The sequence below is a fragment of the Alkalibacillus flavidus genome (assembly GCF_040545925.1).
Taxonomy (GTDB): domain Bacteria; phylum Bacillota; class Bacilli; order Bacillales; family Alkalibacillaceae; genus Alkalibacillus; species Alkalibacillus flavidus.
The window spans coordinates 63,744-88,800 of record NZ_JBEPMX010000009.1 but is presented as its reverse complement, the minus strand read 5'-3'; the positions used below and the strand labels follow the sequence as shown (position 1 = coordinate 88,800).

The following is a 25,057-nucleotide window of genomic DNA, read 5'->3' as shown; positions in this document are numbered from 1 at the left end:
CTCCTTCTATTATTTTCCTAAACAGAACTGCGAGAATAACTGATCAATCAATGAATCACTAACGTCTTCACCGATAATCTCACCGAGTAATTCCCACGTTCTCGTAATATCTATTTGAACAAGATCTAATGGCATATCCATCTCTAACGATTCTAATGCATCATTCAACGCGTCTTGTGCTTGCTCGAGCAGTTGAATATGGCGCACATTCGATACGTAGGTTAAATCGCCTTGGTCGACTTCACCGTCGAAAAACGTATCGGCTATCGCTTGTTCGAGTTCGTCAATGCCTTGTTCTTCAATTAAGGATGTTGTAATAACAGGCGCTCCTTGAGCCACCTCATTTACATCATCCATATTAATTTGTTGTTCTAGATCGGTCTTATTCACGATGACGATGACATCTAAATCACGCGCTGCTTCGAATAGCGCACGGTCTTCTTCTGTTAACGGTTCATTTCCATTTAAGACGAGTAAAATAAGATCCGCATCTTGAAGTGCCTGTCGTGACCGTTCGACGCCGATTTTTTCGACGATATCTTCTGTTTCGCGAATACCAGCTGTATCAATCAGTCGTAACGGAACCCCACGCACATTCACATATTCTTCGATGACATCACGTGTCGTCCCTGGAATTTCTGTCACAATCGCCTTATCATCATGCGCTAAAATATTCATCAATGATGATTTGCCGACATTCGGCTTACCGATAATCGCTGTGCCGATACCTTCGCGCAAAATTTTACCTTGTTTTGCGGTCCGGAGTAGCGATTGCACTTCGCCTTTAACGTATTGCGCGCGCTGTTTTAATAGCTCATTCGTCATCTCTTCGACATCGTCGTATTCCGGGTAATCGATATTCACTTCGACATGTGCCACTGTTTCGATCAGTTGCTGTCTGAGGTCACGAATTAATTGCGATAGTCGACCGTCCATTTGTTTTAAAGCGAGTGACATTGCTCGGTCCGTTTTTGAACGAATGAGATCCATCACCGCTTCAGCCTGTGATAAGTCAATGCGTCCGTTTAAAAAGGCGCGTTTTGTGAATTCACCTGGTTCCGCTAATCGTGCGCCATGTCGTAAGACAAGCTGCAACACTCGATTCACAGAGACCATACCGCCGTGACAATTAATTTCGACGATATCTTCACGGGTGAAGGTTTTCGGTGCCTTCATAACGGAAACCATGACTTCTTCGACTTTATCGGCTGTTTCTGGCTCAACGAGTGTACCATAATGAATCGTATGGCTCGTAACGTCGGTTAAATTTTTATGTGAAAAAACATGATTCGCAATCTCTAATGCTTCATCACCGCTTAAACGAACAATCGCAATCGCCCCTTCGCCAAGCGGTGTGGAGATCGCTGCAATCGTATCTTGTTCCATGACCTTCACCCCTTTCGCATCAATTTCCTAACTTAAAACAATAACACAAATCAAGTCAAAAGAAAAGAATTATACTAACTGGTCAAAATTGGATTCCCGTCGTCTCGTAAGGCTCTCTTGACTCACTTTTATCCGTTCTTGATTCAAACACAAACAAGCTTGCACCACATAAGAAACAGCTTGACTCAAACTCGGCATCCCTTGAATCAATCAAGCGTTATCTTGCGTCAAACCCAAAAAAGTAGCTAACCCCAGTAATGAGGTTAGCTACTTTTTACTAATCCGCTTATGAATGCGGGCGAATCACGACTCTTCGATTAGGATCTTGTCCGTCTGAGTAAGTTGAAACACCGCTGTGGTCATGAAGAGCTGTGTGAATGACTTTCCGTTCATACGAAGGCATTGGCTCGATGAAAACATCTTCCTTCGTCCGCAATGCTTTCTTCGCTAAGTTTTGTGCTAATTGTTCTAATGTCTCATGACGTCTAGCACGGTAACCTTCAGCATCGACAACGACTGTGTAATGTACACCGTGATGCTGATTAACGACTAAACTCGTTAAATATTGTAACGCATTTAACGTTTGGCCACGCTTACCGATCAGTTGTCCCATGTCATCTCCGACTAGCTCGTACGTAATATTATCGTCATCTTGATGAACGAGAACATCTGTGTTCGCAACACCCATTTGATCGATCATTTGTTTTAAATACGTTTGACCGTCTGAGATTAAATCTTGTTTCTCTTGAACTTTCACATACGCGCTCTTAGCGCCGAAAACACCGAGTATTCCTTTTTTACCTTCCTCAATCACATCAACTGTCACTTGATCTTCGGTTAACCCTAATTGATCAAGTGCATGTTGCTTTGCCTCTTCTACTGTTTGACCACTCGCCGTTATTTCTCTCACTTTTTCGATCCTCCATTATTTTTTTCGAATTCACGCATCATTGGTTTACGAATTAATAATGTTTGAGCAATCATAAAGAAGTTACCTACAACCCAGTACAGTGCTAATGCTGATGGGAAGAAGAATGCGAATACACCAATCATAACTGGTAAAACATACAGCATGACTTTCATCTGCGGATTATCGCCAGCTGATGAGCCTGACATCATAATCTTCTGCTGCGCAAATGTTGTTGCGGATGTAATAATCGCTAATATCGGGCTCGGATCACCTAATTGGAACCACAAGAAGCCATAATTACTAATTGCTTCTGTTCTAGAGATCGCATGATAGAATGCGATTAAGATCGGCATCTGTGCAAAGATCGGTAAACAACCTGCTAATGGGTTTACACCGTGACGTTGGAATAACGACATCGTTTCCTGCTGTAATTTTTGCTGTGTTTCAGCATCTTTAGATGAATACTTTTCACGGATTTCTTGTAATTCAGGTTGTATCATCTGCATCGCTTGTGTTGATTTCAATTGCTTAATGTTCAATGGTAAGATTAATGTTCTTAATAAAATCGTTACAATCACAATCGCTAAACCGAAGCCATGATTGAAAATATCTTCAGCAATATATGTGATGAGAAACGATAAAGGATAAACAAAGAAACTATTCCAAATTCCTTCGCTTTCTGATGTGATCGGTTCATCAATATTAAAACAACCCGATAGTAAGGTTGTCATGGCAATTAATACACCGATGAGTAATAATCTTTTACTCACTTTCATGTTCCTCCTATCTTTCTAAACAAAGAAAAGCTATTTTACTAAACGTATTTTAGCATTATTCCATAAGTGATACTACAATTTATTAGACTTTTTAGTGACGAATTTTTTTCGTTTTCTTTAAAACATGTTGTAAACTGCTTTTAATATCATGATAGCCCATCTCACGAGTCGGCATTCTGGCAATAATAATATAATCATAATCAGGTTTAATATAAGGTTCTAAATCAGTGAATGCCTGACGTAAATAACGTTTAATTTGGTTACGCGTTACTGCATTACCTATTTTCTTCCCTACTGAAAAACCGACACGGAAATGAGATTGTCCTTCTTTCTTTAATGAATAAATAACGAGTTGTCGATTGGCAAAGGACTCACCAGATTTGAAAATCGCCTGAAACTCTTCATTCTTTTTCACACGATAAGCTTTTTTCAAACATCATCATCCCAACTGTGGACACATCTCTATGATTTATATTGGTAGGTCGATCCGTGTACCAATGAATATCTGGTCATTTAAAAGAAAACTAGAAAAAAGACCACTGATCAATCTTCAGTGGTCTAGACAGAAAGTTCTTTTCTACCTTTGCGACGGCGACGCGCTAATGTTTTACGGCCGTTTTTCGTAGCCATACGTGCGCGAAAGCCATGCACTTTGTTGCGTTTACGTTTATTTGGTTGATAAGTGCGCTTCATATTCTACACCTCCTAGTGACAAACTTACACGTTCAATAAGCAGTCCAAATTAGTATATAAAATTATTCCCTTGAATGTCAATAGACAAACCAATAAACATTATAACGCATGTCTGAAGATAACTCAAATAAAGATTAAAACTCAATCTTTTCCTTACATGTTGTCGTAATATCGTAATGTTTACCTTTCATTTATCTCTCTGATCCATTTTCTTCACATCCTTCAAGCAGCTTTTACATTTGCTAAACACACCTTTTATTTTCTGTCTCATTTTTGTATAACTTCAGCTTCAATTGCCACATCCATTTATCCACACCCTATGTTTAATTCTTATTATGGAATACTTAACTATCCACACCACAAAACAGATTCCACCCACACCATTCACGGTTGTGGATAAGAATTGTAAAGGTTTTTGTTGTTAATGTGGATAAGTTGCTAAATCCATTGCAACTAGTGGTGTAATTTGATATGATGATAGTGTTTTTCTCGTGGATAACTCATTAACCAAACACACGTTTTCCACAGACTGTGGATACGTTGTGTATAACTATACACATACTGTTTTTAATGTTATGCACAATAATGTGGATGTTGTCGATAAATGTTATAATAACCGATATACATCGTATTAAATCATCCACATTCTTTTTTTCATCATTAGCATCACAGAAAGGATGTGTCATTGGTTGCAAAACATCGCTGATATCTGGAAAGAAACCCTTACAGAACTCGAAAAGCAAGTGAGCAAACCAAGTTTTGATACATGGCTACGATCAACGGAAGCGAAGTCAATTCAAGGTGATGTTATCTACATTACAGCACCTAATGAATTTGCACGTGACTGGTTAGATAATAGCTATGCTGACTTAATTTCAGAAACCGTTTATAGTATTACCGGTTCTCAACTAACACCGAAGTTCGTCATTCCTGAAACGAACGAATCCGAAGAAGATATCGAACCACCTAAGAAAAAAATGAACGAACCAAAATCCAATGAACAAGACTCAAAAACGATGCTCAATTCTAAATACACTTTTGATACATTTGTGATTGGATCAGGCAACCGTTTTGCCCATGCAGCATCGCTCGCCGTTGCAGAAGCACCCGCCAAAGCATATAATCCACTATTCATCTATGGTGGTGTTGGCTTAGGTAAAACGCATTTAATGCATGCGATCGGACATTATGTCATCGAACACAATCCCGATGCGAAAGTTGTTTATTTGTCATCTGAAAAATTCACGAACGAATTTATTAACTCGATACGTGATAATCGGACCATTGATTTTCGTAACAAATACCGTAATGTGGACGTGCTTTTAATTGATGATATTCAGTTTTTAGCTGGAAAAGAACAAACGCAAGAGGAATTTTTCCATACATTTAATTCGTTACATGAAGACAATAAACAAATCGTCATTTCCAGTGATCGTCCGCCAAAAGAAATTCCGACATTAGAGGATCGCTTACGCTCACGATTTGAGTGGGGATTAATTACAGATATTACGCCGCCTGATTTGGAAACGCGTATTGCTATATTACGCAAAAAAGCAAAAGCTGACGGGCTTGATATTCCAAATGAAGTGATGCTTTATATCGCGAATCAAATCGATACGAATATACGTGAGCTAGAAGGTGCCTTAATACGCGTTGTAGCGTACTCGTCTTTGGTTAATGAAGACATTAATGCGTCGCTTGCAGCTGATGCGTTAAAAGATATCGTCCCGCATTCCAAACCGAAAGAAATTACGATCAAAGGCATTCAAGAAATCATCGCCAATCGTTTTAACATCCATCTCGAAGATTTTGCAGCGAAAAAACGGACGAAATCAGTCGCATTCCCGCGTCAAATCGCAATGTATCTTACACGCGAGCTAACGGACTTTTCATTACCAAAAATTGGCGAAGAATTCGGTGGACGCGATCATACAACCGTCATTCACGCACACGAAAAAATCTCCAAAATGATGGCCGATGATATTCAATTACAACGAGAAATTGATGATTTAACCGAACAAATTAAATCGCATTAATAAAAATCAATTGTGAACATTGTGGATAGAGGTAACAACCTTAAGAACAAGATATACACATGTGGATAACTGAACGTATCATGACTTTTCGACAGTTTTCCACAAATCCACATGCCCTACTAGTATTATGACGAATTTTATTTAAACAAAATAAATAATAGACATGTAATTATGAGGAGGCGCTTATGAAAATCGTCATTAACCGCGACCAATTAATGAACAGCATTCAAGACGTCATGAAAGCTATTTCGTCTAAACCAACGATCCAAGTCTTATCAGGAATGAAAATCGAAGCCACAAATGAAGAAGTAAAATTAACAGGAAGCGATTCAGATATCACAATCGAATCCATTATTCCAAAAGAAGAAGACGGGATTGTTCACATTCATGATGTAACCCCAGGAAAAATCGTCGTTCAAGCTAAATTCTTACCAGACATTATTAAAAAACTACCAGACGATACCGTCGAAATTGAATCAGATGATGATCTCAATATTTTAATTCGATCTGGGCAAGCGGAATTTAAATTAAATGGCCAAGACCCTGAAGAATATCCACAATTACCGTTGCTTGAAACAGAAAATAGTTTTCATATTCAAATTGACTTACTGAAAACATTAATTCGCCAAACGAATTTTGCTGTCTCAACATCAGAAACGCGTCCCGTCTTAACAGGGGTTCATTTTAAACTTGAAAATAATCAACTTGAATTAGTCGCAACTGATAGTCACCGTTTAGCATCACGCCAAATTGCGATGGATGAAGATACTAGTCAAATCGAGTTTAAAAACATCGTCATTCCAGGTAAAAGTTTAGGGGAACTCAATAAAATTCTAGATGAATCACAAGAATCGATTCAGATTAGTGTCTCTGATAACCAAATTTTATTTAGAACAAAACATTTATTCTTCTTATCGCGTTTACTCGATGGAAATTATCCAGAAACATCGCGTTTAATTCCTGATCAAAGCAAAACAGAAGTCCAAGTTAATGCGAAAGACTTAATGCAAACGATCGATCGCGCTAGTTTATTAGCGAAAGATAACCGCAATAATATCGTAAAACTGATGACGCAAGATCAACATAAAATCGAAATTTCAAGTAACTCACCTGAAATCGGAACAGCGGAAGAAGTGTTACAAACGAATTCTATTTCAGGTGAAGATTTGAAAATTTCGTTTAATGCGAAATATATGATCGATGCATTAAGAGCGATCGACGCTGACGAAGTCAAAATCAGTTTCACAGGGGCGATGAGACCGTTTATTATCGAACCGATTGATGATGCTGAACACATTCTCCAACTCATTACACCAGTAAGAACATATTAATTAAATCCACCTATTTGACTGAGCTAATAGAGAACTTTGAACTCTACGGCTCAGTTTTCTTTTCTTATCGGCAAATTTTTAGTAAAATATATAGTTAGGGAAATTCTACGAGGTATAAAAAAAGTTAGGGTGACGATATGGCTGAACCAATAGCAATCGAAACGGATGAAATAACATTAGGTCAGTTTATTAAGCTGGCGAATATCGTGGAATCTGGCGGTATGGTGAAACTGTTTTTACAAGACTTTGCTGTTTACGTTAACGGTGAACAAGATCAGCGTCGCGGCCGTAAGTTGCGAGTTAATGATGAAGTAGAAATTGAAGACGTCGGCACATTCGTTGTGACGAAAGAAGAATAACGACCTAGGAGTCTCATGATGCATATTGAAAATATCACAGTTGAACATTATCGTAATTACGATTCATTATCTTTACAGTTTGACCGGCAAATCAATGTCATTATTGGTGAAAATGCGCAAGGTAAAACGAACTTGATGGAAGCGATCTATGTGTTAGCGTTTACGAAATCACATCGCACATCAAAAGATAAAGAATTAGTAAAATGGGACTCAGAATATGGTAAAATAAAAGGTAGTATCTTTAAACGAAATCGAACCTTCCCGCTTGAAGTTATTTTTTCTGCAAAGGGTAAAAAGGCCAAATTCAATCATATCGAACAGAAACGGTTGAGTGATTACATTGGCTCTTTAAACGTCGTCATGTTTGCCCCAGAAGATTTGAACTTAGTGAAAGGAAGTCCACAAGAACGGCGCAAATTTATTGATATGGAGCTCGGTCAAATTCAACCGGTTTATATTTATCATCTCGGACAATATCAAAAGATCTTAAAACAGCGAAATGCCTTATTAAAAGATTTACAACGCCAAAAACAACACGACAGAACGATGTTACACATATTAACCGAGCAACTCATAGAACATGGCAGCATTGTATTAGAGAGACGTCTTCGATTTTTACACAAATTACGAGACTGGGCCGTTCCGATCCATCACGGCATCAGTAGAGGATTAGAGCAGTTAGCTATTGCGTATGAGCCATCAGTTGATGTATCAGAGGATACGGATTTGGAAACGATAATAGAAACATATAAAACACATTATGAAACGATGGAAGACCGTGAAGTAGAGCGTGGCACAACACTAGTAGGCCCACACCGAGACGATTTAACGTTTTATGTAAATGATCGTAATGTTCAAACTTATGGCTCCCAAGGCCAGCAACGAACGACAGCGTTGTCTTTAAAATTAGCTGAAATTGAGTTAATCGATCAAGAAGTTGGGGAGTACCCTATTTTATTACTCGACGATGTATTAAGTGAATTGGACGACCACAGACAGTCGCATTTGCTTAATACGATTCAAGGTAAAGTCCAAACGTTTGTGACGACAACGAGTGTTGATGGTATTCATCATGAGACGCTCGAACAAGCGAAACTATTTAATATTCACAACGGGCAGTTGGCATGAGAAAGGTGAGGTTTTAGGTTGTTTATCCATATTGGTGATGAACACGTTGTTCGTTCGGAGGATGTCGTTTCGATGATTGATTATAACTTGTATCATTCATCGTCAATCATTGAAGAAATGATTGATAAACAACGAGAAAATGGCAATTTAACAGAAGTGGTCTATGAAGAGCCGAAAGCGATCGTAGTGACAACGGATCATATTTATTTCAGCTCGTTATCGGTTGCAACGTTAAATAAACGTTCGCAGCTGTCACACATGTTAGACGGAATTGACGATGTGGCAGATGAAACACCGGATTTATAAAGTAGAACGATCATTATGAAAATGAAGGTGAGACAATGTCTATGGAAGATAATGCAATACAACAAGGCGATTATGGCGCGAGCCAAATTCAAGTTCTTGAAGGCTTAGAAGCGGTTCGAAAACGACCAGGGATGTATATCGGTTCAACGAGTGAACGCGGTTTACACCATCTCGTTTGGGAAGTCGTCGACAACAGTATTGACGAAGCATTAGCCGGTCACTGTGATACGATTGATATCCAAATCGGTCAAGATAATAGCATTACCGTGATTGACAACGGACGCGGTATCCCAGTTGATCAGCATAAAAAAGCGGGTAAACCAGCACTTGAAGTCATTATGACCGTGCTACACGCAGGCGGTAAATTTGATGGCGGTTCTTACAAAGTGTCAGGCGGCCTCCATGGTGTCGGTGCTTCGGTCGTGAACGCGCTATCAAGTGAGTGTGAAGTATACGTTCACCGTGATGGTCAAATTTATTATCAAAGCTATACTCGCGGTATTCCTGACGCCGAAGTCAGAGTCATTGGTGAAACGGATATTACAGGAACGAAAACGCGTTTCAAACCTGACCCGACTATTTTTAGCGAGACACAAGAATATTCGTATGAACAATTATTATACCGTACCCGTGAATTAGCTTACTTAAACAAAAAGCTACAGATCTCGTTAGAAGATTTGCGCGAAGATGATCCGAAACGGGAAGAATTTTATTTCGAAGGCGGTATTTCGGAGTATGTTGAGCATTTAAATCATACACGCCAAGCGTTACACGCACCGATTTACGGTGAAAATGACATGGACGATATTACCGTTGAGTTCGCGTTGCAATATAACGACGGATTTGCGAGTAACTTATATTCGTTTGCGAACAACATTCAGACGACTGAAGGTGGTACGCACGAATCTGGCTTTAAGACCGCTTTAACACGTGTGATTAATGACTACGCACGACGCAATAATTTATATAAAGAAAACGACCCGAATTTAATCGGCGATGACGTCCGTGAAGGTATTACAGCGATTATTTCTGTGAAGCACCCTGACCCACAATTCGAAGGTCAAACGAAAACGAAGCTTGGTAACAGTGAAGTACGGACGATTACCGATCATATTTTTGCGGATAAATTTTCACAGTTTTTAGCTGAAAATCCGAAAGTCGCTAAACAAATCGTCGAAAAAGGGTTGATGGCATCACGTGCTCGTATCGCTGCGAAAAAAGCGCGTGAAGTGACGCGACGTAAAAGTGCATTAGAAGTATCGAGCTTACCAGGTAAATTAGCCGATTGTTCGTCAAAAGATGCTGATATTAGTGAATTATACATCGTTGAGGGTGACTCAGCAGGTGGATCAGCTAAACAAGGACGCGATCGCCATTATCAAGCGATATTACCATTGCGCGGTAAGATTATAAACGTTGAAAAAGCGCGTTTAGACAAAATTTTATCCAATAATGAAATTCGCTCGATGATTACAGCGCTCGGTACAGGCATTGGAGAAGAATTCGATCTATCTCAAGCGAGATACAAAAAAGTTGTGATTATGACAGATGCCGATGTGGATGGCGCGCATATTCGAACGTTATTATTAACGTTCTTCTATCGCTATATGCGTCCGTTAATCGAAAACGGCTACGTGTATATCGCTCAGCCACCATTGTATAAAATGACACAAGGTAAACAAGTGTACTATGCGTATAATGATGCGGAAATGGAACGAATTTATAGTGAATTGCCAGCGTCACCTAAAGTGTCCTATCAACGTTACAAAGGTTTAGGTGAAATGAATCCATCACAATTATGGGAAACGACGATGGACCCAGAGACACGGACGTTACTCCAAGTCAATTTAGAAGACGCGATGGATGCGGATGAGGTTTTCCAAGTCTTAATGGGTGACCACGTTGAGCCAAGACGCGACTTCATTCAACAAAACGCACAATACGTACAAAACTTAGATGTTTAATATGAGTCATGAACGTTATATAACGTTCATGTTCTTCTGTTAGGGAGGTAATTACTTTTGGATCAAGAACGTCCTCAAGTCCAAGAAATTAATTTAAGTCAAGAAATGCGAACCTCGTTTTTAGACTATGCGATGAGTGTCATTGTCTCACGTGCACTGCCAGATGTTCGTGACGGTTTAAAACCAGTACACCGTCGTATATTGTATGCGATGCACGATTTAGGCATGTATTCAGATAAAGCATACAAAAAATCAGCTCGTATCGTCGGCGAAGTGATCGGTAAATACCACCCTCACGGTGATTCCGCTGTATATGAAGCAATGGTTCGAATGGCGCAAGACTTTAACTTCCGTTATATGCTTGTTGATGGTCATGGTAACTTTGGTTCTGTTGATGGTGATTCAGCTGCTGCGATGCGTTATACAGAAGCTAGAATGTCCAAAATTTCAATGGAAATCTTGCGCGATATTAATAAAAATACAATTGATTACGATGATAACTATGACGGCACCGAAAAAGAACCCGTCGTCTTACCGGCTCGTTTTCCGAATTTACTCGTCAACGGTGCTTCAGGGATTGCCGTTGGTATGGCAACGAATATTCCGCCACACCAACTCGGTGAAGTCATCGATGGGGTATTAGCTTTAAGCGAGAATCCAGATATTTCGATTCAAGAATTGATGGATGGTTATATTCAAGGGCCTGATTTCCCAACAGGTGGCGAGATTTTAGGCCGGAGTGGGATCCGCCAAGCTTATGAAACAGGTAAAGGTTCGATTACCATTCGTTCAAAAGCGGATATTGAAGAAGATGCTAATGGAAAAGCGCGCATTATCGTCAACGAAATTCCGTTCCAAGTAAATAAGGCCCGTTTAATCGAAAAGATCGCCGAATTAGTTCGCGATAAGAAAATTGATGGGATTACAGATTTACGTGATGAATCAGACCGTGAAGGCTTACGTATTGTCATTGAAATTCGTCGCGATGCGAATCCGAATGTTGTTTTAAATAATTTATATAAACAAACAGCCTTACAGACGTCTTTCGGCATCAACATGTTAGCGCTCGTAGGCGGCCAGCCGAAAGTATTGAATTTAAAACAATCACTGAGCCATTACTTAGAGCATCAAAAAGAAATTATTACGCGCCGGACTCAATTTGAACTCGATAAAGCGGAAGCCCGTGCCCATATTTTAGAAGGGTTAAGAACGGCGCTCGATTACTTAGACGAAGTGATTACACTCATCCGCGAATCGCAAACGACCGATATTGCGCGTGATGAATTAATGTCACGTTTCGGCCTATCTGAAAAACAAGCTCAAGCCATTTTAGATATGCGCTTGCAACGTTTAACCGGCCTAGAGCGTGAAAAAATCGAAAATGAATATCAGGAATTAACGGAATTAATCGCTGAGTTAAAAGCGATTCTAGCAGACGAACAAAAAGTACTTGAAATCGTCCGCGAAGAATTACTCGAATTAAAAGAACGCTTCAATGATAAACGCCAAACGGACATCGTTGTCGGTGGTATGGATATGATTGAAGATGAAGACTTGATCCCAGAAGAAACAGTCGTCGTCAGTGTGACGCATAAAGGCTATGTCAAACGACTTCCAGCGACCACCTATAAAACACAACGTCGTGGCGGTCGTGGCATTCAAGGGATGAATACGAATGATGACGACTTTGTCGAACATTTACTGACGACATCGACGCACGATACGCTGTTATTCTTCACAAACAAAGGAAAAGTATACCGTACAAAAGGTTATGAAATTCCTGAGTTTAGCCGTACAGCTAAAGGTCTTCCATTAGTCAACGTGATCGAAATTGAACAAGACGAATGGGTCAATGCAGTGATTACGGTGAAAGAATTCGTTGATGACTGGTATCTATTCTTTACGACGAAAAAAGGCATTTCCAAACGGACAACGCTCGAACAATTTGCGAATATTCGTCGCGGCGGATTAAGAGCGATCAATTTACGAGATGATGATGAATTGATTTCCGTTCGCTTAACGAATGGTGACAAACAAATTATAATTGGTACAAAAGATGGACTTTTAATCCGATTTAACGAAGATGATGTTCGAGTGATGGGCCGTACAGCGACTGGTGTCAAAGGTGTCACATTACGAGAAGGCGATGAAGTCGTCTCGATGGATATGCTAGAAGCAGGCGCTGACGTCTTAACAGTGACATCGAAAGGGTACGGTAAACGGACGCCAGAAGACGAATATCGTATGCAAAATCGTGGCGGTAAAGGCATTTTAACGTGCAAATTAAACCCACGTAACGGCCATGTCGTTGCGGTTAAACCAATTACTGGTGACGAGGATCTCATGATTATGACAGTTGATGGTGTGTTGATTCGAATGCCATCTGAGTCGATTTCGACAATTGGTCGTAATACGCAAGGGGTCAAACTGATTCGTCTCGGTGAAGATGAAGAAGTTGCAACCGTTGCGCGCGTTGATAAAGAAGACATCGATGAGACAGAGAACGAAGAGGAAGTTGACGTAGAAGACTAAACGGACTCGACTGAGGATTAAATATTTTGATGAGGTGTTAGGTTATGAAAGTGCATCCACAACAATTGGTGCCAGGTTGTTTAATTACAAAAGATGTCATGGGGTTGACCATCACCCCATTGATTCCACGTAATACGGTTGTGGATCCTGTTCATATGCAAGTACTGGAGAAGTTCCGCATTAGTGAGGTTGAAGTCGCCAATAAGCTGGTTACGGGTGAGGATTTTGAAGTAGAAGAACAATCAGAAGATGAGCAGCAAAATACTCAAGAAATCCCGTTTTTCGAGCATTATGTAGATGCTGTGAAAGAAACGCGGTTAATGTTTGAAAATTGGGGTTCACGAGCGGCGCTTGATTTTAAAGGAATCCGTGAGTTAGTGTTACCACTCGTACAAAAAGCTGAGGATAAGCGTGATGTCGTCTTAAAATTACACCACTACAATGATCCGAAGACGTATATGTATTATCATATGGTTGCGATGGCAGTCATTTCAACTTACTTAGCGAAACGTCTCGGTTATGAAGAAAGTGAACGTAACAACATTGCCATGGCCGCTTATTTATCTGACTTAGGCATGCTTAAGTCGCAAAAAGATAAATATTTAAAAGATCGTTCACTTAAACATGAAGAATATGAGCAAATTCAGAAACATCCAATCGAGTCGTATCATATTTTAAATGATGAACCGTTCAGCCAAGATCTGAAAATGGCGGTGTTACAGCACCATGAGCGTTTAGATGGTTCTGGGTATCCGATGGGGGTTAAGTCGGATAAAGTGCATCGTTTCGCTCGTATTCTTGCTGTAGCCGATATGTTTCATGCGATGACGTCTGAACGGATGTATCGTCAGAAACAATCTCCATACAAGGTCATCGAAGAAATGCGGAAAGATCACATTAATAAGTTAGATATGAAAGTGTTAAACGAACTCGTTTGCTGTATTGTGAACTTTGGAAACGGGACGAAAGTGAAGTTGTCGAATAACGATTACGGGACGATTGTTTTTACAGATGAACGTTATCCGACACGCCCGTTGATTCTTTTAAACAAAAATAAAGACATTATTAATCTCGTCGATGAAAAAGATTTATACATCGATGAGATTTTATAGAGTCATTAGCTAGTGATTAGCTAGTGACTTTTGTTTTATAGCGAGTCATAAGGTTTAAGTCCATCTTCACATTTTTAATTTTCTTGATTTTGGCGATGTGGTGGCGCTGAAAATATTGTATAATAAGAACCGTCGAATACTGAGATTAATAGAATGAATAACATATGGGGGAACGAGAATGACACAAACAAAGAGATACTTAGTACGCCTCGCTGTCATACTAGTGTTTATGGTTAGTACACTGTTTATGGGCGTAACGACTGCACATGCTGAAGTTAACGTGGATGCTGAATCAGCGATTTTAGTCGATGCTGAAACAGGCGATATATTATTTGAGAAAAGTTCGGATGTCGCCCTTCCACCAGCTAGTATGACAAAAGTCATGACAGAATATTTAGTGTGGGAAGCGATCGAAAATGGCGAAATTAGCTGGGATACGACAACAGAAATAAGTGAGTATGCGTATTCTATTTCAGCTAATAATGCGTTTTCAGGTGTTGGATTACGATTAGATCATGAATATACAGTGAAAGAATTATATGATGCCATGGCAATTAACTCTGACAATGCGACGTCGATTGCATTAGCTGAATTAATTGCTGGTTCTGAAGGCGAATTTGTGAAAATGATGAATGAGAAAGCAGAGGAGATGGGCTTACAAGATGCTCAATTTGTGAACTCGACTGGGTTGAATAATAGTAGTCTTGGTGAGAATTATCCTGAAGGGACAAACCCTGATGATAATAACTTAATTTCAGCAAGGTCGATGGCGAAGCTCGCTTATCATTTGATTAAGGATTATCCTGAAGCATTAGAAGTATCAAGTGTGCCAACGCAGGAGTTCGAAGGCAATGAAATGTTAAACTGGAACTGGATGCTCCCAGGAATGCCAGGACATATTGCACAGTACACGTATGACGGTTTGGATGGTCTTAAAACGGGTCATACGGATTTAGCGGGATACACGTTTACTGGGACGGCGAAACGCGATGGTACGCGTTTAATTTCCGTTGTGATGCGAACGAATAGTGTGGAAGAGCGTTTTTCTGAAACGCAGAAACTATTAGATTACGGTTTTAGTCATTTTTCACGTGAAACATTGTTTGAAGCGGGGCATCAAATTGAAGATGAGTCGACGTTGCCTGTCGTAAAAGGTAAAGAAAACGAAGTCGAGATTGCTTCAAGTGAACCGATTGAGACAATCGTTCGTGAAGGTGAAGAAGATCTATATTCTGTTAGTTATAACATTAATGATGAGGTTTTAAATGATGATGGGGCGATTGAAGCGCTGGTTGAAGATGGTTTAGAAGTCGGTGAATTAGTGTTAACATATGACGGAGAGCTTGATTATGGTAATATTGTATCAGAAGAAGAAACGACATCTGTTCCAGTTGTGACATCAAATGGCGTTGAAAAATCAAATTGGTTCATGTTGATGCTACAAGCGATTGGCGATTTCTTCGTCGGTTTATTTAACAGTATTAAAGGGATTTTTGTTTAATAGATAAATTATCTAGGGGGAGTAAGGTATGTCAAAAGTCGGTACAGATCGTGTGAAACGAGGAATGGCAGAGATGCAAAAAGGTGGCGTCATTATGGACGTCATCAATGCTGAGCAGGCTAAAATTGCTGAAAACGCAGGGGCAGTCGCTGTTATGGCGTTAGAACGTGTGCCATCTGATATTCGTGCAGCAGGTGGTGTCGCTCGCATGGCTGATCCTACTGTAACGGAAGAAGTGTTAAACGCTGTGAGCATTCCTGTGATGGCTAAAGCACGTATTGGTCATATTGTTGAAGCTCGTGTCCTTGAAGCGATGGGAGCAGATTACATTGACGAAAGTGAAGTGTTAACGCCAGCAGATGATATTTATCACATTGATAAAAATGACTACACGGTTCCATTCGTATGTGGTTGCCGTAACTTAGGTGAAGCGTTACGCCGTATTGGCGAAGGGGCATCGATGTTACGGACGAAAGGTGAGCCAGGCACAGGAAATATCGTTGAAGCGGTTCGTCACATGCGTGAAGTTCAGACGCAAATTCGTCAGGTACAGAGTATGGCGAAGGACGAATTAATGGTCTATGCAAAAGAAACTGGCGCTCCGTATGAGTTACTATTACAAGTCCAAGAAGAGGGTCGTCTGCCAGTCGTCAACTTTGCAGCAGGTGGTATTGCAACACCGTCTGACGCGGCGCTTATGATGGAATTAGGAGCTGATGGTGTGTTTGTCGGATCTGGTATTTTCAAATCAAATAATCCAGAGAAATTCGCACGCTCAATCGTTGAGGCAACAACACATTATCAAGACTATGAACTAATCGCAAAACTGTCTAAAGATCTTGGGACAGCAATGCCAGGTCTTGAAACGTCAACGCTTGAAGGCTATGATCGTATGCAAGATCGTAGTGAATAAAGGGGAATTATCATGGCTACAATTGGAGTATTAGGATTGCAAGGCGCTTTTCGAGAACATATGAAATCGATTGAAGCTTGTGGTCACGATGCTGTACTGATTAAAAAGACAGAACAATTAAGCGATATTGATGGTTTAGTGTTACCAGGTGGCGAAAGCACGACGATGCGCCGTTTAATCGATCGGTATGAATTTTTCGATGCGCTCGTACAATTTGGTCAAGCAGGTAAACCGATGTTCGGGACGTGTGCGGGTCTTATTTTACTTGCAACACAAATTGAAAACGATGCCGACAACCATTTAGGTTTAATGAATATGACCGTTGCCCGTAACGCATTTGGTCGTCAGAAACAAAGTTTTGAAGCACCGCTTGATATAAAAGGGGTTGCAGAGGATTTTGAGGCTGTGTTTATTCGTGCACCTTTTATTATGGAAGTCGGGAATGATACAGAGGTGTTAGCGACTTATGATGACAAAATCGTCGCTGCGAAACAAGATCATTATTTAGCCACCGCTTTTCACCCAGAATTAACGGATGATCATCGCCTTATGGCTTATTTTATCGATATGGTGGAACAATCAAAACTTGCATCTGTTTAACAGATAAGGTATATTAATGGCTATAACAATACGTTTGAAATGCACCGAAAGGACTTAGTAACAGATTGCGTTTATCTCAGAGAGCTAGTGGTTGCTGTGAACTAGTATAAACCGTCTGTGAATCCATCCTGGAGCAGGTGAGCCGAAATAAAGTAAGCGAACCCGGAAACAGTACCGTTACCACTGTCAAAGTTGGAAGGTAAACCTTCAACAAGGGTGGCAACGCGGGTTCAACTCGTCCCTTTACTGCATCAGTAGTAAAGGGGCGTTTTTTATTTGCCCAAACAAAATCAATAGGGTTATAAAACGAAGGAGGTCTTTGCAATGTTAGACATGAAGTTTTTACGAGACAATTTTGATGACGTGAAACAAAAGATGCAAAACCGAGGAGAAGATTTAACGGATCTTGATCAATTTCTTGATTGGGACGAAAAGCGTCGTCGCTACATCCAAGAATCTGAAGAATTAAAGGCGCGCCGTAATGAGGTTTCAAAAGAAATTTCGCAGCTGAAGAAAAACAAAGAAGATGCGGATCATTTAATTCAAGAAATGCGTGAAGTCGGCGATCGCATTAAAGAGATCGACAATGAACTCAATGAAGTTGAGACGAAATTAAATCAGTTAATGCTTTCGATTCCAAATGTGCCACATGAGTCAGTCCCAATTGGTGAAACAGAAGACGACAATGTTGAAGTGAGACAGTGGGGCGAGGTGCCGACATTTGATTTTGATGTAAAACCCCATTGGGATGTTGCTGATGAGTTAGGCATTATTGATTTTGAACGCGCCTCAAAAGTAACGGGTAGCCGTTTTGCATTTTACAAAGGGCTTGGCGCTCGCTTAGAACGCGCATTAATTAACTTTATGATGGACTTGCATGCTGATCGTCACGGATATGAAGAAATGATGCCACCACAAATCGTTAATCGTGATAGTCTAACCGGAACAGGTCAGCTTCCGAAGTTTGGAGAAGATGTGTTCAAACTAGAAGAATGGGATTATTTCTTAATTCCGACAGCAGAAGTGCCTGTGACAAACTATCATCGTGATGAGATCTTATCGGGTGACGACCTGCCGAAGAAATTCACAGCGTTTAGTACAAACTTCAGGAGTGAAGCGGGCTCAGCTGGCCGTGATACACGTGGATTAATTCGTCAGCACCAATTCAATAAAGTCGAACTCGTTCAACTTGTAAAACCTGAAGAATCTTATGACACGTTAGAGTCGCTCACAAACGACGCAGAAGAAGTCTTACAGCAACTAAAATTACCGTACCGTGTCATGAATATGTGTACAGGTGATTTAGGCTTCACAGCGGCTAAGAAATACGATATCGAAGTATGGATCCCGAGTTATGAAACGTATCGCGAAATTTCATCTTGTTCGAACTTTGAAGACTTCCAAGCGAGACGTGCCGGTTTACGTTTTCGTCGTGAAGCAAATGGTAAGCCAGAATACATGCATACTTTAAATGGTTCTGGCGTCGCTGTTGGTCGAACAGTTGCAGCTATTTTAGAGAACTATCAAAACGACGATGGCTCTGTTACGGTTCCAGAGGTATTGAAGCCTTATATGGGCAATGTGGAACGCATTGGTCAATAATTAACTTAAACTACAGATGGTGAATGATCAGAGGCTGGGACAGAAGTATATTCAATTGTTCAAAAGACGAATGTTTGAGCGCCATAACAGTTAAGCACTTATGAAGCGGAATCAAAATGCGCAGACTCCTGCGGGAACAGCACGAGTCTCAAGATCCCACAAGCCCCGCTTTTGGGCTGAGGAGGCTTGAGTCGTGCCCGCGGAAAGCGAAGCGTTTTGATGGAGCGAGATTCAAGCAGAAAACCCGAACGTTTTATTTTTCAATAAAACGTTCGGGTTTTCTTTTATGAGGTTTTTTGTCTCAAGCTCTTTATTTGTTCTATAAATCGTTCAACAAAACTCTATCACCTTCCTAATTTGTTAGAACATTAAGAATATAAATTTCGCTAAGATTTTTTTGAATTTCCTCTTTATAATTATTTAGAAGCTGTGGTATACTAACAATCGTTGGTCGACGAAATGCGTCATAAAGACGGCAAGATAAAAAATATAAAACTTTTTCACAAAACACCTTGCATAACGTCGAACCATGTGATATATTTTGTTTTGTGAGTTCACGGAGGAGTACCCAAGTCTGGCTGAAGGGAGCGGTCTTGAAAACCGCCAGGGGGTTTACGCCCCGCGGGGGTTCGAATCCCTCCTCCTCCGCCATAATTATTTTAAGCCAGTGGTTACATTAACGTAGCCATTTTTTTTATATCATTATAAGTTGAAAGAAAATTCTAACAATATTTTATGATTAAAGGTAGGTTTCGTTTGGTATGAAGCGGCATCATCGTTGGCGTATTTTAATCATGTCTGAAACCGATCAGCAGGTAAAACGTTTTTCACTACATAAAATAGTCGCTTTCAGTGCGATTGCCATTGTGTTTGTCTTAGCTGTGAGTGTCACAGTGACCCTCACGATGCTCAACCAATTATCAGCTGACAATCAAGCGTTACAAGAGAAAATTAACGAACAAGAAGGAACGATTACAGCACAACGAACCAACATTGAAACGTTTGAAGAAGAACATGAGAAAATTGAATCGGATTTAGTTGAATTATCCCAACTAGAAACACAAATCAGTGAAATGATTACGGCATTAGAACCGTCGGATATTCCACCCGTCGATGAGGATGGTCCCCAAGGTGGTATCGAGTTAGCGATTAACGAATCAACTCACGAGGAGAATTCAGAAACAATTGAATTAGCTCGTTTATCTGATACGGGTTCTTCATTACTCGAACGTTATGAAAAGGCAGTGTCGGAATTAGATGAGGTGCGTTCAGATTTAAAAACGGTTCCGATTGAATGGCCAGCTGATACCGATCGAATTACATCAGAATTTGGCACGCGAGAAGATCCTTTTACATATGCAGAATCGTTTCATAGTGGATTGGACTTGGCAGATGACTGGGGCACAGAAATTTATGCAGCAGCTGATGGGACCGTCACATTAGCTGGTCGTGATGGTGGTTATGGCTTATCGGTCGAAATTGATCACCCTAATACTTATGAAACGAAATACGCTCATTTAGCTGATATAGATGTCGAAGAGGGCCAATCGGTTGAACAAGGTGATCTTATTGGCCTTATGGGCTCAACAGGACGCAGTACAGGGGTTCATTTACATTATGAAGTATTTAATAACGGGGAAACGATTGATCCGTATCCTTATATGACGTTTTTACAACGTGTATTAAATGACTAAAGGTGGTAGAGTGAATGTTTTCGAAACAAGATAAACAAGTGAGCCAAGTCGATACTGTCATTGGTGCTGGAACGTCAGTTGAAGGGCAAATTAAGTCACAAGCAAGCGTGCGTATTGATGGATCGCTTAAAGGTGATATTTATTGTGAAGGCGATTTAGAAGTAGGAGCAAGTGGCCATCTTGAAGCAGATGTTCATGGTCGTGATGTGACGGTGTCCGGTCATATTCACGGAAATGTCCACGCGTCAGGCACCTTAACGATCCAATCAACAGGTGTCGTCGATGGCGATATCACCATGGGGGTATTCGTCATTGAAGAAGGTGGTCGCTTTACCGGCCATAGCCATATGCGAGATCATCAGTCGTCAAACCAATCACAAAACCAAGATGAAACGGAACATGCTTCATAAAAAGGCGCTATACGTCGACTAACGTATAGCGCCTTTTGATTATGATTTAATATATTGTCTAGATGTTTGAATATGATTACCGATGCGTTCGAGAATGGGTTCGACTGACGTATCTGGATTTAAGAGATCGTAATCATTGATGTTAATTCGCATCACAGGGCATGTATTGAAGTTATTAATCCATTCTTCATACCGGTCGTACATTTCGCGCCAATAATCAACTGGCGTTTCTTGCTCCATTTCACGTCCGCGGTTTTTAATTCGATCTAAGACATCTTCAAACGGTCCCTCTAAATAAATAAGTAAGTCTGGATGAGGGAAATAAGGAGTCATCACCATCGAATCGAATAAATGTTTATACGTATTGTAATCTGTCGGTGTCATCGTCCCTTTATCATAGTGCATTTTCGCAAAGATCCCTGTATCTTCATAAACGGAACGGTCTTGAATGAACCCACCCCCGTATTCGAAAATGCGTTTTTGTTCTTTAAATCGTTCAGCTAAAAAGTAAATTTGCAGGTGAAAACTCCAACGTTCGAAATCGTTATAAAACTTATCTAAATAAGGGTTGTTTTCGACCTTTTCATAAGATGTACGGAAACCGATCGCATTGGCTAATGTTTTCGTCATTGTCGATTTGCCGACGCCGACCGTTCCTGCTACGGTAATGACTGCATCTTTCGGAATGCCGTATTGATTAATGTTGCTCATGAGATGACTTCTCCTTTATTAATATGTTCTTTAATGGTTGTTAAGATATCGTCTAGATCCGATTGATGTTCTATAAAATCAACTTCATCGCCATTAATACGGATGACCGGGATATCTGGATTTTGTTGTTCGAAATGGTTCATAAATGCTTCATAATCATCGGATAATTGTTGTAAATAATCGGCTTGAATATTTTGTTCGACTTCACGGCCACGTTTTTCGATTCGCTTTAATAACGTATCCAGACTGGCATGAATGTAGATCATGACATTCGGCTTGGCTAAATCCGTCGTTAAAATATCAAAGATTTGCTCATACTTCTTATATTGTTCTGGCTTAAGTGTACGTTTCGCGAAAATCATGTTTTTCATAATATGATAATCCGATACGACAGGCTTTCCTTCATTTAAATAATGCTTCTCAATATCTTCGAGTTGTTTAAACCGATTGCATAAGAAAAACATCTCCGTTTGAAAACTCCACTCTTCGATATTATCGTAGAATTTCCCTAAAAACGGATTTTCCTCGACGATTTCTTTTAATAAATGAAAATAAAAGTGCGTTGCAATTTTATTAGACAAAGACGTTTTGCCAACGCCAATTGGTCCTTCAACAGCGATGAACGGTGTCTGTTCTGAGCTCACTGAGATTCCTCCATTCGTGACATAGTTCGACTACTGTTATCCATCATATCAAATTTTAATGACTAGTTGGGCATCGAATTCAATGAAAAAATCCTCATACTCTTATCAAGCACCTATACATAAATAAGTCGACAACATACTCTATAATATCGAAACGAAAAGGGGTGAATAAATATGTGGGATGATTGCAACGAATTAGATTGTAAAGATTCAAAATGCGTATGTAAAACTGTACGCAAAATAGCTGATGCCCAAGATGCAGTTGAAACACCTGGTTGTGAAGTCGGTTGTAAGCAGTCGATCGATGATTTATTATCACCAACGACAACGTCAGGAAATGATACGGTGCCGTTTATCTTATACTGTAAAGGATCGTGTCGTCCGTTTGTCGGTAACGGTGTTTTACAAGCAACTGCCGGTAATAATCGTACCTTCCAATGCTTTGAATCGCCAATTTTCCGTGTCAGCAAAATTCATAAAGACTGCTGTGCCGATTTAGAGTTATTATTACCAGTCACTGAAGGTGGATCAACACCAGGCCCCGGGGGGCATGATGTGTGTAACTACTTCCCTGGCAACTCAATTCGCAACTTACAACGTACCGGTATTTGTGTCAAAGTCGATTTATGTGACTTTGTCGGCATTGCCTGCCTTGAACCAGTACGCGCACTACCGGTTTCTGATTTTAACGCTTCCAATGGTCATAACTGCGGATCTTCACATTCTTAATAGTAAAACGGTTGGTATCAATTGATGCCAACCGTTTTTTTATGTTTCATTTTATACACAAGGGGGTATTATATAATCGTGCATGATTTAGATGATCAATCAAAGACTAACCTTATGAGAACGCATGAAATCAACGTTTAAAAAATTTCATGCATATGTTTGACAAAATACCTGCAGGGGTATATAATTACGAATGTAACGTCAAACAACAACTTTTCAAGCGTATAGATAGAAGGAGGTTATGACCATGGAATACGATGCAAAAGTTAAAAATAGAATTAAGCGCCTAGAAGGTCAGTTACGTGGTGTCCTACGTATGATGGAAGAAGGCGAAGATTGCCAAGAAGTGATCAACCAACTGTCAGCAAGCCGCACCGCAATCGACCGCACAATCGGTGTTGTCGTGAGTGAGAACTTAATTGAATGCGTACGCGATGCTGAAGCGTCTGGTGAAGATACGGACGAACGTGTCAAAGAAGCGGTCAATCTACTCGTTAAAAGCCGCTAATTAAAAAACGAAATCGAAGTGTTGACAAAATATATTTCACCGTTTAATATACCCCTTAGGGTATCGGATGAAAAACAAATTTTAAGGAGGATTTTCAAATGGAAATCGCAAAAATATTAGATGCAACAGGTTTAGCATGCCCAATGCCAATCGTGAAGACAAAGAAAGCAATCGAAGATGTGAATACAGGTGAGATTTTAGAAGTTCAAGCAACAGACGCAGGAGCGAAAAGTGACTTAACAGCATGGACGAAATCATCAGGTCATGAACTAGTTGATTCAAAAGAAGACAACGGCGTTTATACGTTCTACGTTAAAAAAGGTTAATGTTTAATAATTGATCGAAAAGGTTACATCATTAATAAGTCATGATTAAAAATGAAGGAGGATTTTCAAAATGGAAATCGCAAAAACATTAGACGCAACAGGTTTAGCATGCCCAATGCCAATCGTAAAGACGAAGAAAGCGATTGAAGATGTAAATACAGGTGAAATTTTAGAAGTTCAAGCAACAGACGCAGGAGCGAAAAGCGATTTAACGGCATGGACGAAATCATCAGGTCACGAGCTTGTTGATTCTAAAGAAGAAAACGGTGTTTATACCTTTTACGTGAAGAAAGGCTAAAAAATTTACAGAATCATATACCCTAACCGGTATGAAAAATTGCAGGAGGTTTTAGAATGGCTGAAAAGAAAAAGACAAATATCATTTTATTTAGTGGAGAATACGATAAAGCGATGGCAGCTTACATTATCGCGAACGGTGCAGCTGCTTATGATCATGAAGTGACAATCTTCCATACGTTTTGGGGATTAAACGCATTAAGAAAAGACGAAAAGCTACGCCCACAAAAATCATTCATGGAGAAAATGTTCGGCAAAATGATGCCACGTGGCGCTAAAAACTTACCATTATCGAAAATGCACTTTGCTGGTATGGGGCCGAAAATGATCAAAAGTGTCATGAAGAAGCACAATGCGATGCCAGTTGAAGACTTAATTGATATGGCGAAAGAACAAGACGTCACGTTACTAGCGTGTACGATGACAATGGATCTTCTCGGTATTAAAGAAGAAGAGCTTATGGATGGTATCGAATTAGGTGGCGTGGCTGCATATATCGCTGAAGGTGAAGACGGCGCAGTTAACCTATTCATCTAATTGATAATAAGTGCATGAATGCAAGTAAATGAATGATACTATAGATGAACAT

Annotated in this window: 26 protein-coding genes, 1 tRNA gene and 1 other annotated feature; of the genes, 20 read left to right on the top strand and 7 right to left on the bottom strand. The window is 40.1% G+C overall.

Annotated elements, in window-relative coordinates; translation table 11 throughout:
- Positions 1–9 precede the first annotated feature (9 nt).
- The 5 genes from mnmE to rpmH form a co-directional block, all read right to left on the bottom strand.
- Entirely contained in the window at positions 10–1,386 is a 1,377-nt protein-coding gene (gene mnmE / locus ABID56_RS09550) for a tRNA uridine-5-carboxymethylaminomethyl(34) synthesis GTPase MnmE (RefSeq protein ID WP_354220596.1), read from the bottom strand.
- A gap of 286 nt (positions 1,387–1,672) precedes the next feature.
- Positions 1,673–2,296, bottom strand: a complete 624-nt coding sequence (gene jag, locus ABID56_RS09545; RefSeq protein ID WP_354220594.1) for an RNA-binding cell elongation regulator Jag/EloR — start codon at positions 2,294–2,296, stop codon at positions 1,673–1,675.
- Positions 2,293–3,072 carry a YidC family membrane integrase SpoIIIJ gene (gene spoIIIJ / locus ABID56_RS09540; RefSeq protein WP_167263027.1) on the bottom strand — a complete coding sequence of 260 codons (780 nt, stop codon included), beginning with the start codon at positions 3,070–3,072 and terminating at the stop codon, positions 2,293–2,295. The genes jag and spoIIIJ overlap by 4 nt, the downstream gene beginning before the upstream one ends.
- Before the next feature lie 91 nt (positions 3,073–3,163).
- Positions 3,164–3,505: a ribonuclease P protein component gene (rnpA, locus tag ABID56_RS09535; RefSeq protein WP_354220592.1), complete on the bottom strand. Its 342-nt coding sequence runs from the start codon at positions 3,503–3,505 to the stop codon at positions 3,164–3,166.
- A 125-nt stretch (positions 3,506–3,630) separates the two neighbouring features.
- Positions 3,631–3,765, bottom strand: coding sequence for a 50S ribosomal protein L34 (gene rpmH, locus ABID56_RS09530; RefSeq protein WP_354220589.1), 135 nt, complete (start codon positions 3,763–3,765; stop codon positions 3,631–3,633).
- Between the two features lie 689 nt (positions 3,766–4,454).
- On the opposite strand from rpmH, the gene dnaA reads away from it, so the two are divergent.
- The 15 genes from dnaA to ABID56_RS09455 all read left to right on the top strand — a co-directional run bounded on the left by dnaA (position 4,455) and on the right by ABID56_RS09455 (position 21,253).
- The gene (gene dnaA, locus ABID56_RS09525) at positions 4,455–5,801 is read left to right on the top strand and encodes a chromosomal replication initiator protein DnaA (protein WP_354220587.1); all 1,347 of its coding nucleotides are present in this window, start codon (positions 4,455–4,457) and stop codon (positions 5,799–5,801) included.
- A gap of 185 nt (positions 5,802–5,986) precedes the next feature.
- Positions 5,987–7,132, top strand: coding sequence for a DNA polymerase III subunit beta (dnaN, locus tag ABID56_RS09520; RefSeq protein ID WP_354220585.1), 1,146 nt, complete (start codon positions 5,987–5,989; stop codon positions 7,130–7,132).
- A gap of 137 nt (positions 7,133–7,269) precedes the next feature.
- Entirely contained in the window at positions 7,270–7,491 is a 222-nt protein-coding gene (yaaA, locus tag ABID56_RS09515; RefSeq protein WP_354220583.1) for a S4 domain-containing protein YaaA, read from the top strand.
- Between the two features lie 18 nt (positions 7,492–7,509).
- Entirely contained in the window at positions 7,510–8,619 is a 1,110-nt protein-coding gene (gene recF, locus ABID56_RS09510; protein WP_354220581.1) for a DNA replication/repair protein RecF, read from the top strand.
- An 18-nt stretch (positions 8,620–8,637) separates the two neighbouring features.
- The gene (gene remB / locus ABID56_RS09505) at positions 8,638–8,925 is read left to right on the top strand and encodes an extracellular matrix regulator RemB (RefSeq protein WP_354220579.1); all 288 of its coding nucleotides are present in this window, start codon (positions 8,638–8,640) and stop codon (positions 8,923–8,925) included.
- Positions 8,926–8,966: 41 nt separating this feature from the next.
- Positions 8,967–10,889, top strand: coding sequence for a DNA topoisomerase (ATP-hydrolyzing) subunit B (gene gyrB, locus ABID56_RS09500; RefSeq protein ID WP_354220577.1), 1,923 nt, complete (start codon positions 8,967–8,969; stop codon positions 10,887–10,889).
- 57 nt (positions 10,890–10,946) lie between these two features.
- The gene (gene gyrA, locus ABID56_RS09495) at positions 10,947–13,421 is read left to right on the top strand and encodes a DNA gyrase subunit A (RefSeq protein ID WP_354220575.1); all 2,475 of its coding nucleotides are present in this window, start codon (positions 10,947–10,949) and stop codon (positions 13,419–13,421) included.
- 44 nt (positions 13,422–13,465) lie between these two features.
- Entirely contained in the window at positions 13,466–14,533 is a 1,068-nt protein-coding gene (locus ABID56_RS09490; protein ID WP_354220573.1) for an HD-GYP domain-containing protein, read from the top strand.
- A 178-nt stretch (positions 14,534–14,711) separates the two neighbouring features.
- A complete protein-coding gene (locus ABID56_RS09485) occupies positions 14,712–16,034 on the top strand; it encodes a serine hydrolase (protein ID WP_354220571.1) in 1,323 nt (440 codons plus the stop codon).
- Between the two features lie 28 nt (positions 16,035–16,062).
- Positions 16,063–16,947, top strand: a complete 885-nt coding sequence (pdxS, locus tag ABID56_RS09480) for a pyridoxal 5'-phosphate synthase lyase subunit PdxS (protein ID WP_354220569.1) — start codon at positions 16,063–16,065, stop codon at positions 16,945–16,947.
- A 12-nt stretch (positions 16,948–16,959) separates the two neighbouring features.
- Positions 16,960–17,547 (top strand): pyridoxal 5'-phosphate synthase glutaminase subunit PdxT, encoded by a 588-nt coding sequence (gene pdxT, locus ABID56_RS09475; protein WP_354220567.1) that lies wholly within the window; start codon positions 16,960–16,962, stop codon positions 17,545–17,547.
- Between the two features lie 35 nt (positions 17,548–17,582).
- Positions 17,583–17,793, top strand: a binding site (T-box leader).
- A 78-nt stretch (positions 17,794–17,871) separates the two neighbouring features.
- On the top strand, positions 17,872–19,149 hold the full coding sequence (gene serS / locus ABID56_RS09470) for a serine--tRNA ligase (RefSeq protein WP_354220565.1): 1,278 nt from the start codon (positions 17,872–17,874) through the stop codon (positions 19,147–19,149).
- Between the two features lie 558 nt (positions 19,150–19,707).
- Positions 19,708–19,800: transfer RNA gene (locus tag ABID56_RS09465), tRNA-Ser, on the top strand.
- 110 nt (positions 19,801–19,910) lie between these two features.
- The gene (locus ABID56_RS09460; RefSeq protein WP_354220563.1) at positions 19,911–20,843 is read left to right on the top strand and encodes a M23 family metallopeptidase; all 933 of its coding nucleotides are present in this window, start codon (positions 19,911–19,913) and stop codon (positions 20,841–20,843) included.
- A gap of 14 nt (positions 20,844–20,857) precedes the next feature.
- Positions 20,858–21,253: a bactofilin family protein gene (locus tag ABID56_RS09455; protein ID WP_354220561.1), complete on the top strand. Its 396-nt coding sequence runs from the start codon at positions 20,858–20,860 to the stop codon at positions 21,251–21,253.
- A 39-nt stretch (positions 21,254–21,292) separates the two neighbouring features.
- On the opposite strand, the gene ABID56_RS09450 is transcribed toward ABID56_RS09455, so the two are convergent.
- Both ABID56_RS09450 and ABID56_RS09445 read right to left on the bottom strand, forming a co-directional pair.
- Positions 21,293–21,964 (bottom strand): deoxynucleoside kinase, encoded by a 672-nt coding sequence (locus tag ABID56_RS09450; protein ID WP_354220559.1) that lies wholly within the window; start codon positions 21,962–21,964, stop codon positions 21,293–21,295.
- Entirely contained in the window at positions 21,961–22,608 is a 648-nt protein-coding gene (locus ABID56_RS09445) for a deoxynucleoside kinase (protein ID WP_354220557.1), read from the bottom strand. Before ABID56_RS09445 ends, ABID56_RS09450 begins: the two co-directional genes overlap by 4 nt.
- A 174-nt stretch (positions 22,609–22,782) precedes the next feature.
- On the opposite strand from ABID56_RS09445, the gene ABID56_RS09440 reads away from it, so the two are divergent.
- From ABID56_RS09440 to ABID56_RS09420, 5 genes are all read left to right on the top strand, one after another.
- On the top strand, positions 22,783–23,337 hold the full coding sequence (locus ABID56_RS09440; protein WP_354220555.1) for a CotY/CotZ family spore coat protein: 555 nt from the start codon (positions 22,783–22,785) through the stop codon (positions 23,335–23,337).
- A 247-nt stretch (positions 23,338–23,584) separates the two neighbouring features.
- Positions 23,585–23,845, top strand: coding sequence for a metal-sensitive transcriptional regulator (locus ABID56_RS09435; protein WP_354220553.1), 261 nt, complete (start codon positions 23,585–23,587; stop codon positions 23,843–23,845).
- A 98-nt stretch (positions 23,846–23,943) separates the two neighbouring features.
- Entirely contained in the window at positions 23,944–24,171 is a 228-nt protein-coding gene (locus tag ABID56_RS09430; RefSeq protein ID WP_354220551.1) for a sulfurtransferase TusA family protein, read from the top strand.
- Between the two features lie 70 nt (positions 24,172–24,241).
- On the top strand, positions 24,242–24,469 hold the full coding sequence (locus tag ABID56_RS09425; RefSeq protein ID WP_354220549.1) for a sulfurtransferase TusA family protein: 228 nt from the start codon (positions 24,242–24,244) through the stop codon (positions 24,467–24,469).
- Between the two features lie 56 nt (positions 24,470–24,525).
- Entirely contained in the window at positions 24,526–25,005 is a 480-nt protein-coding gene (locus ABID56_RS09420) for a DsrE/DsrF/DrsH-like family protein (protein WP_354220547.1), read from the top strand.
- Positions 25,006–25,057: the final 52 nt, after the last annotated feature.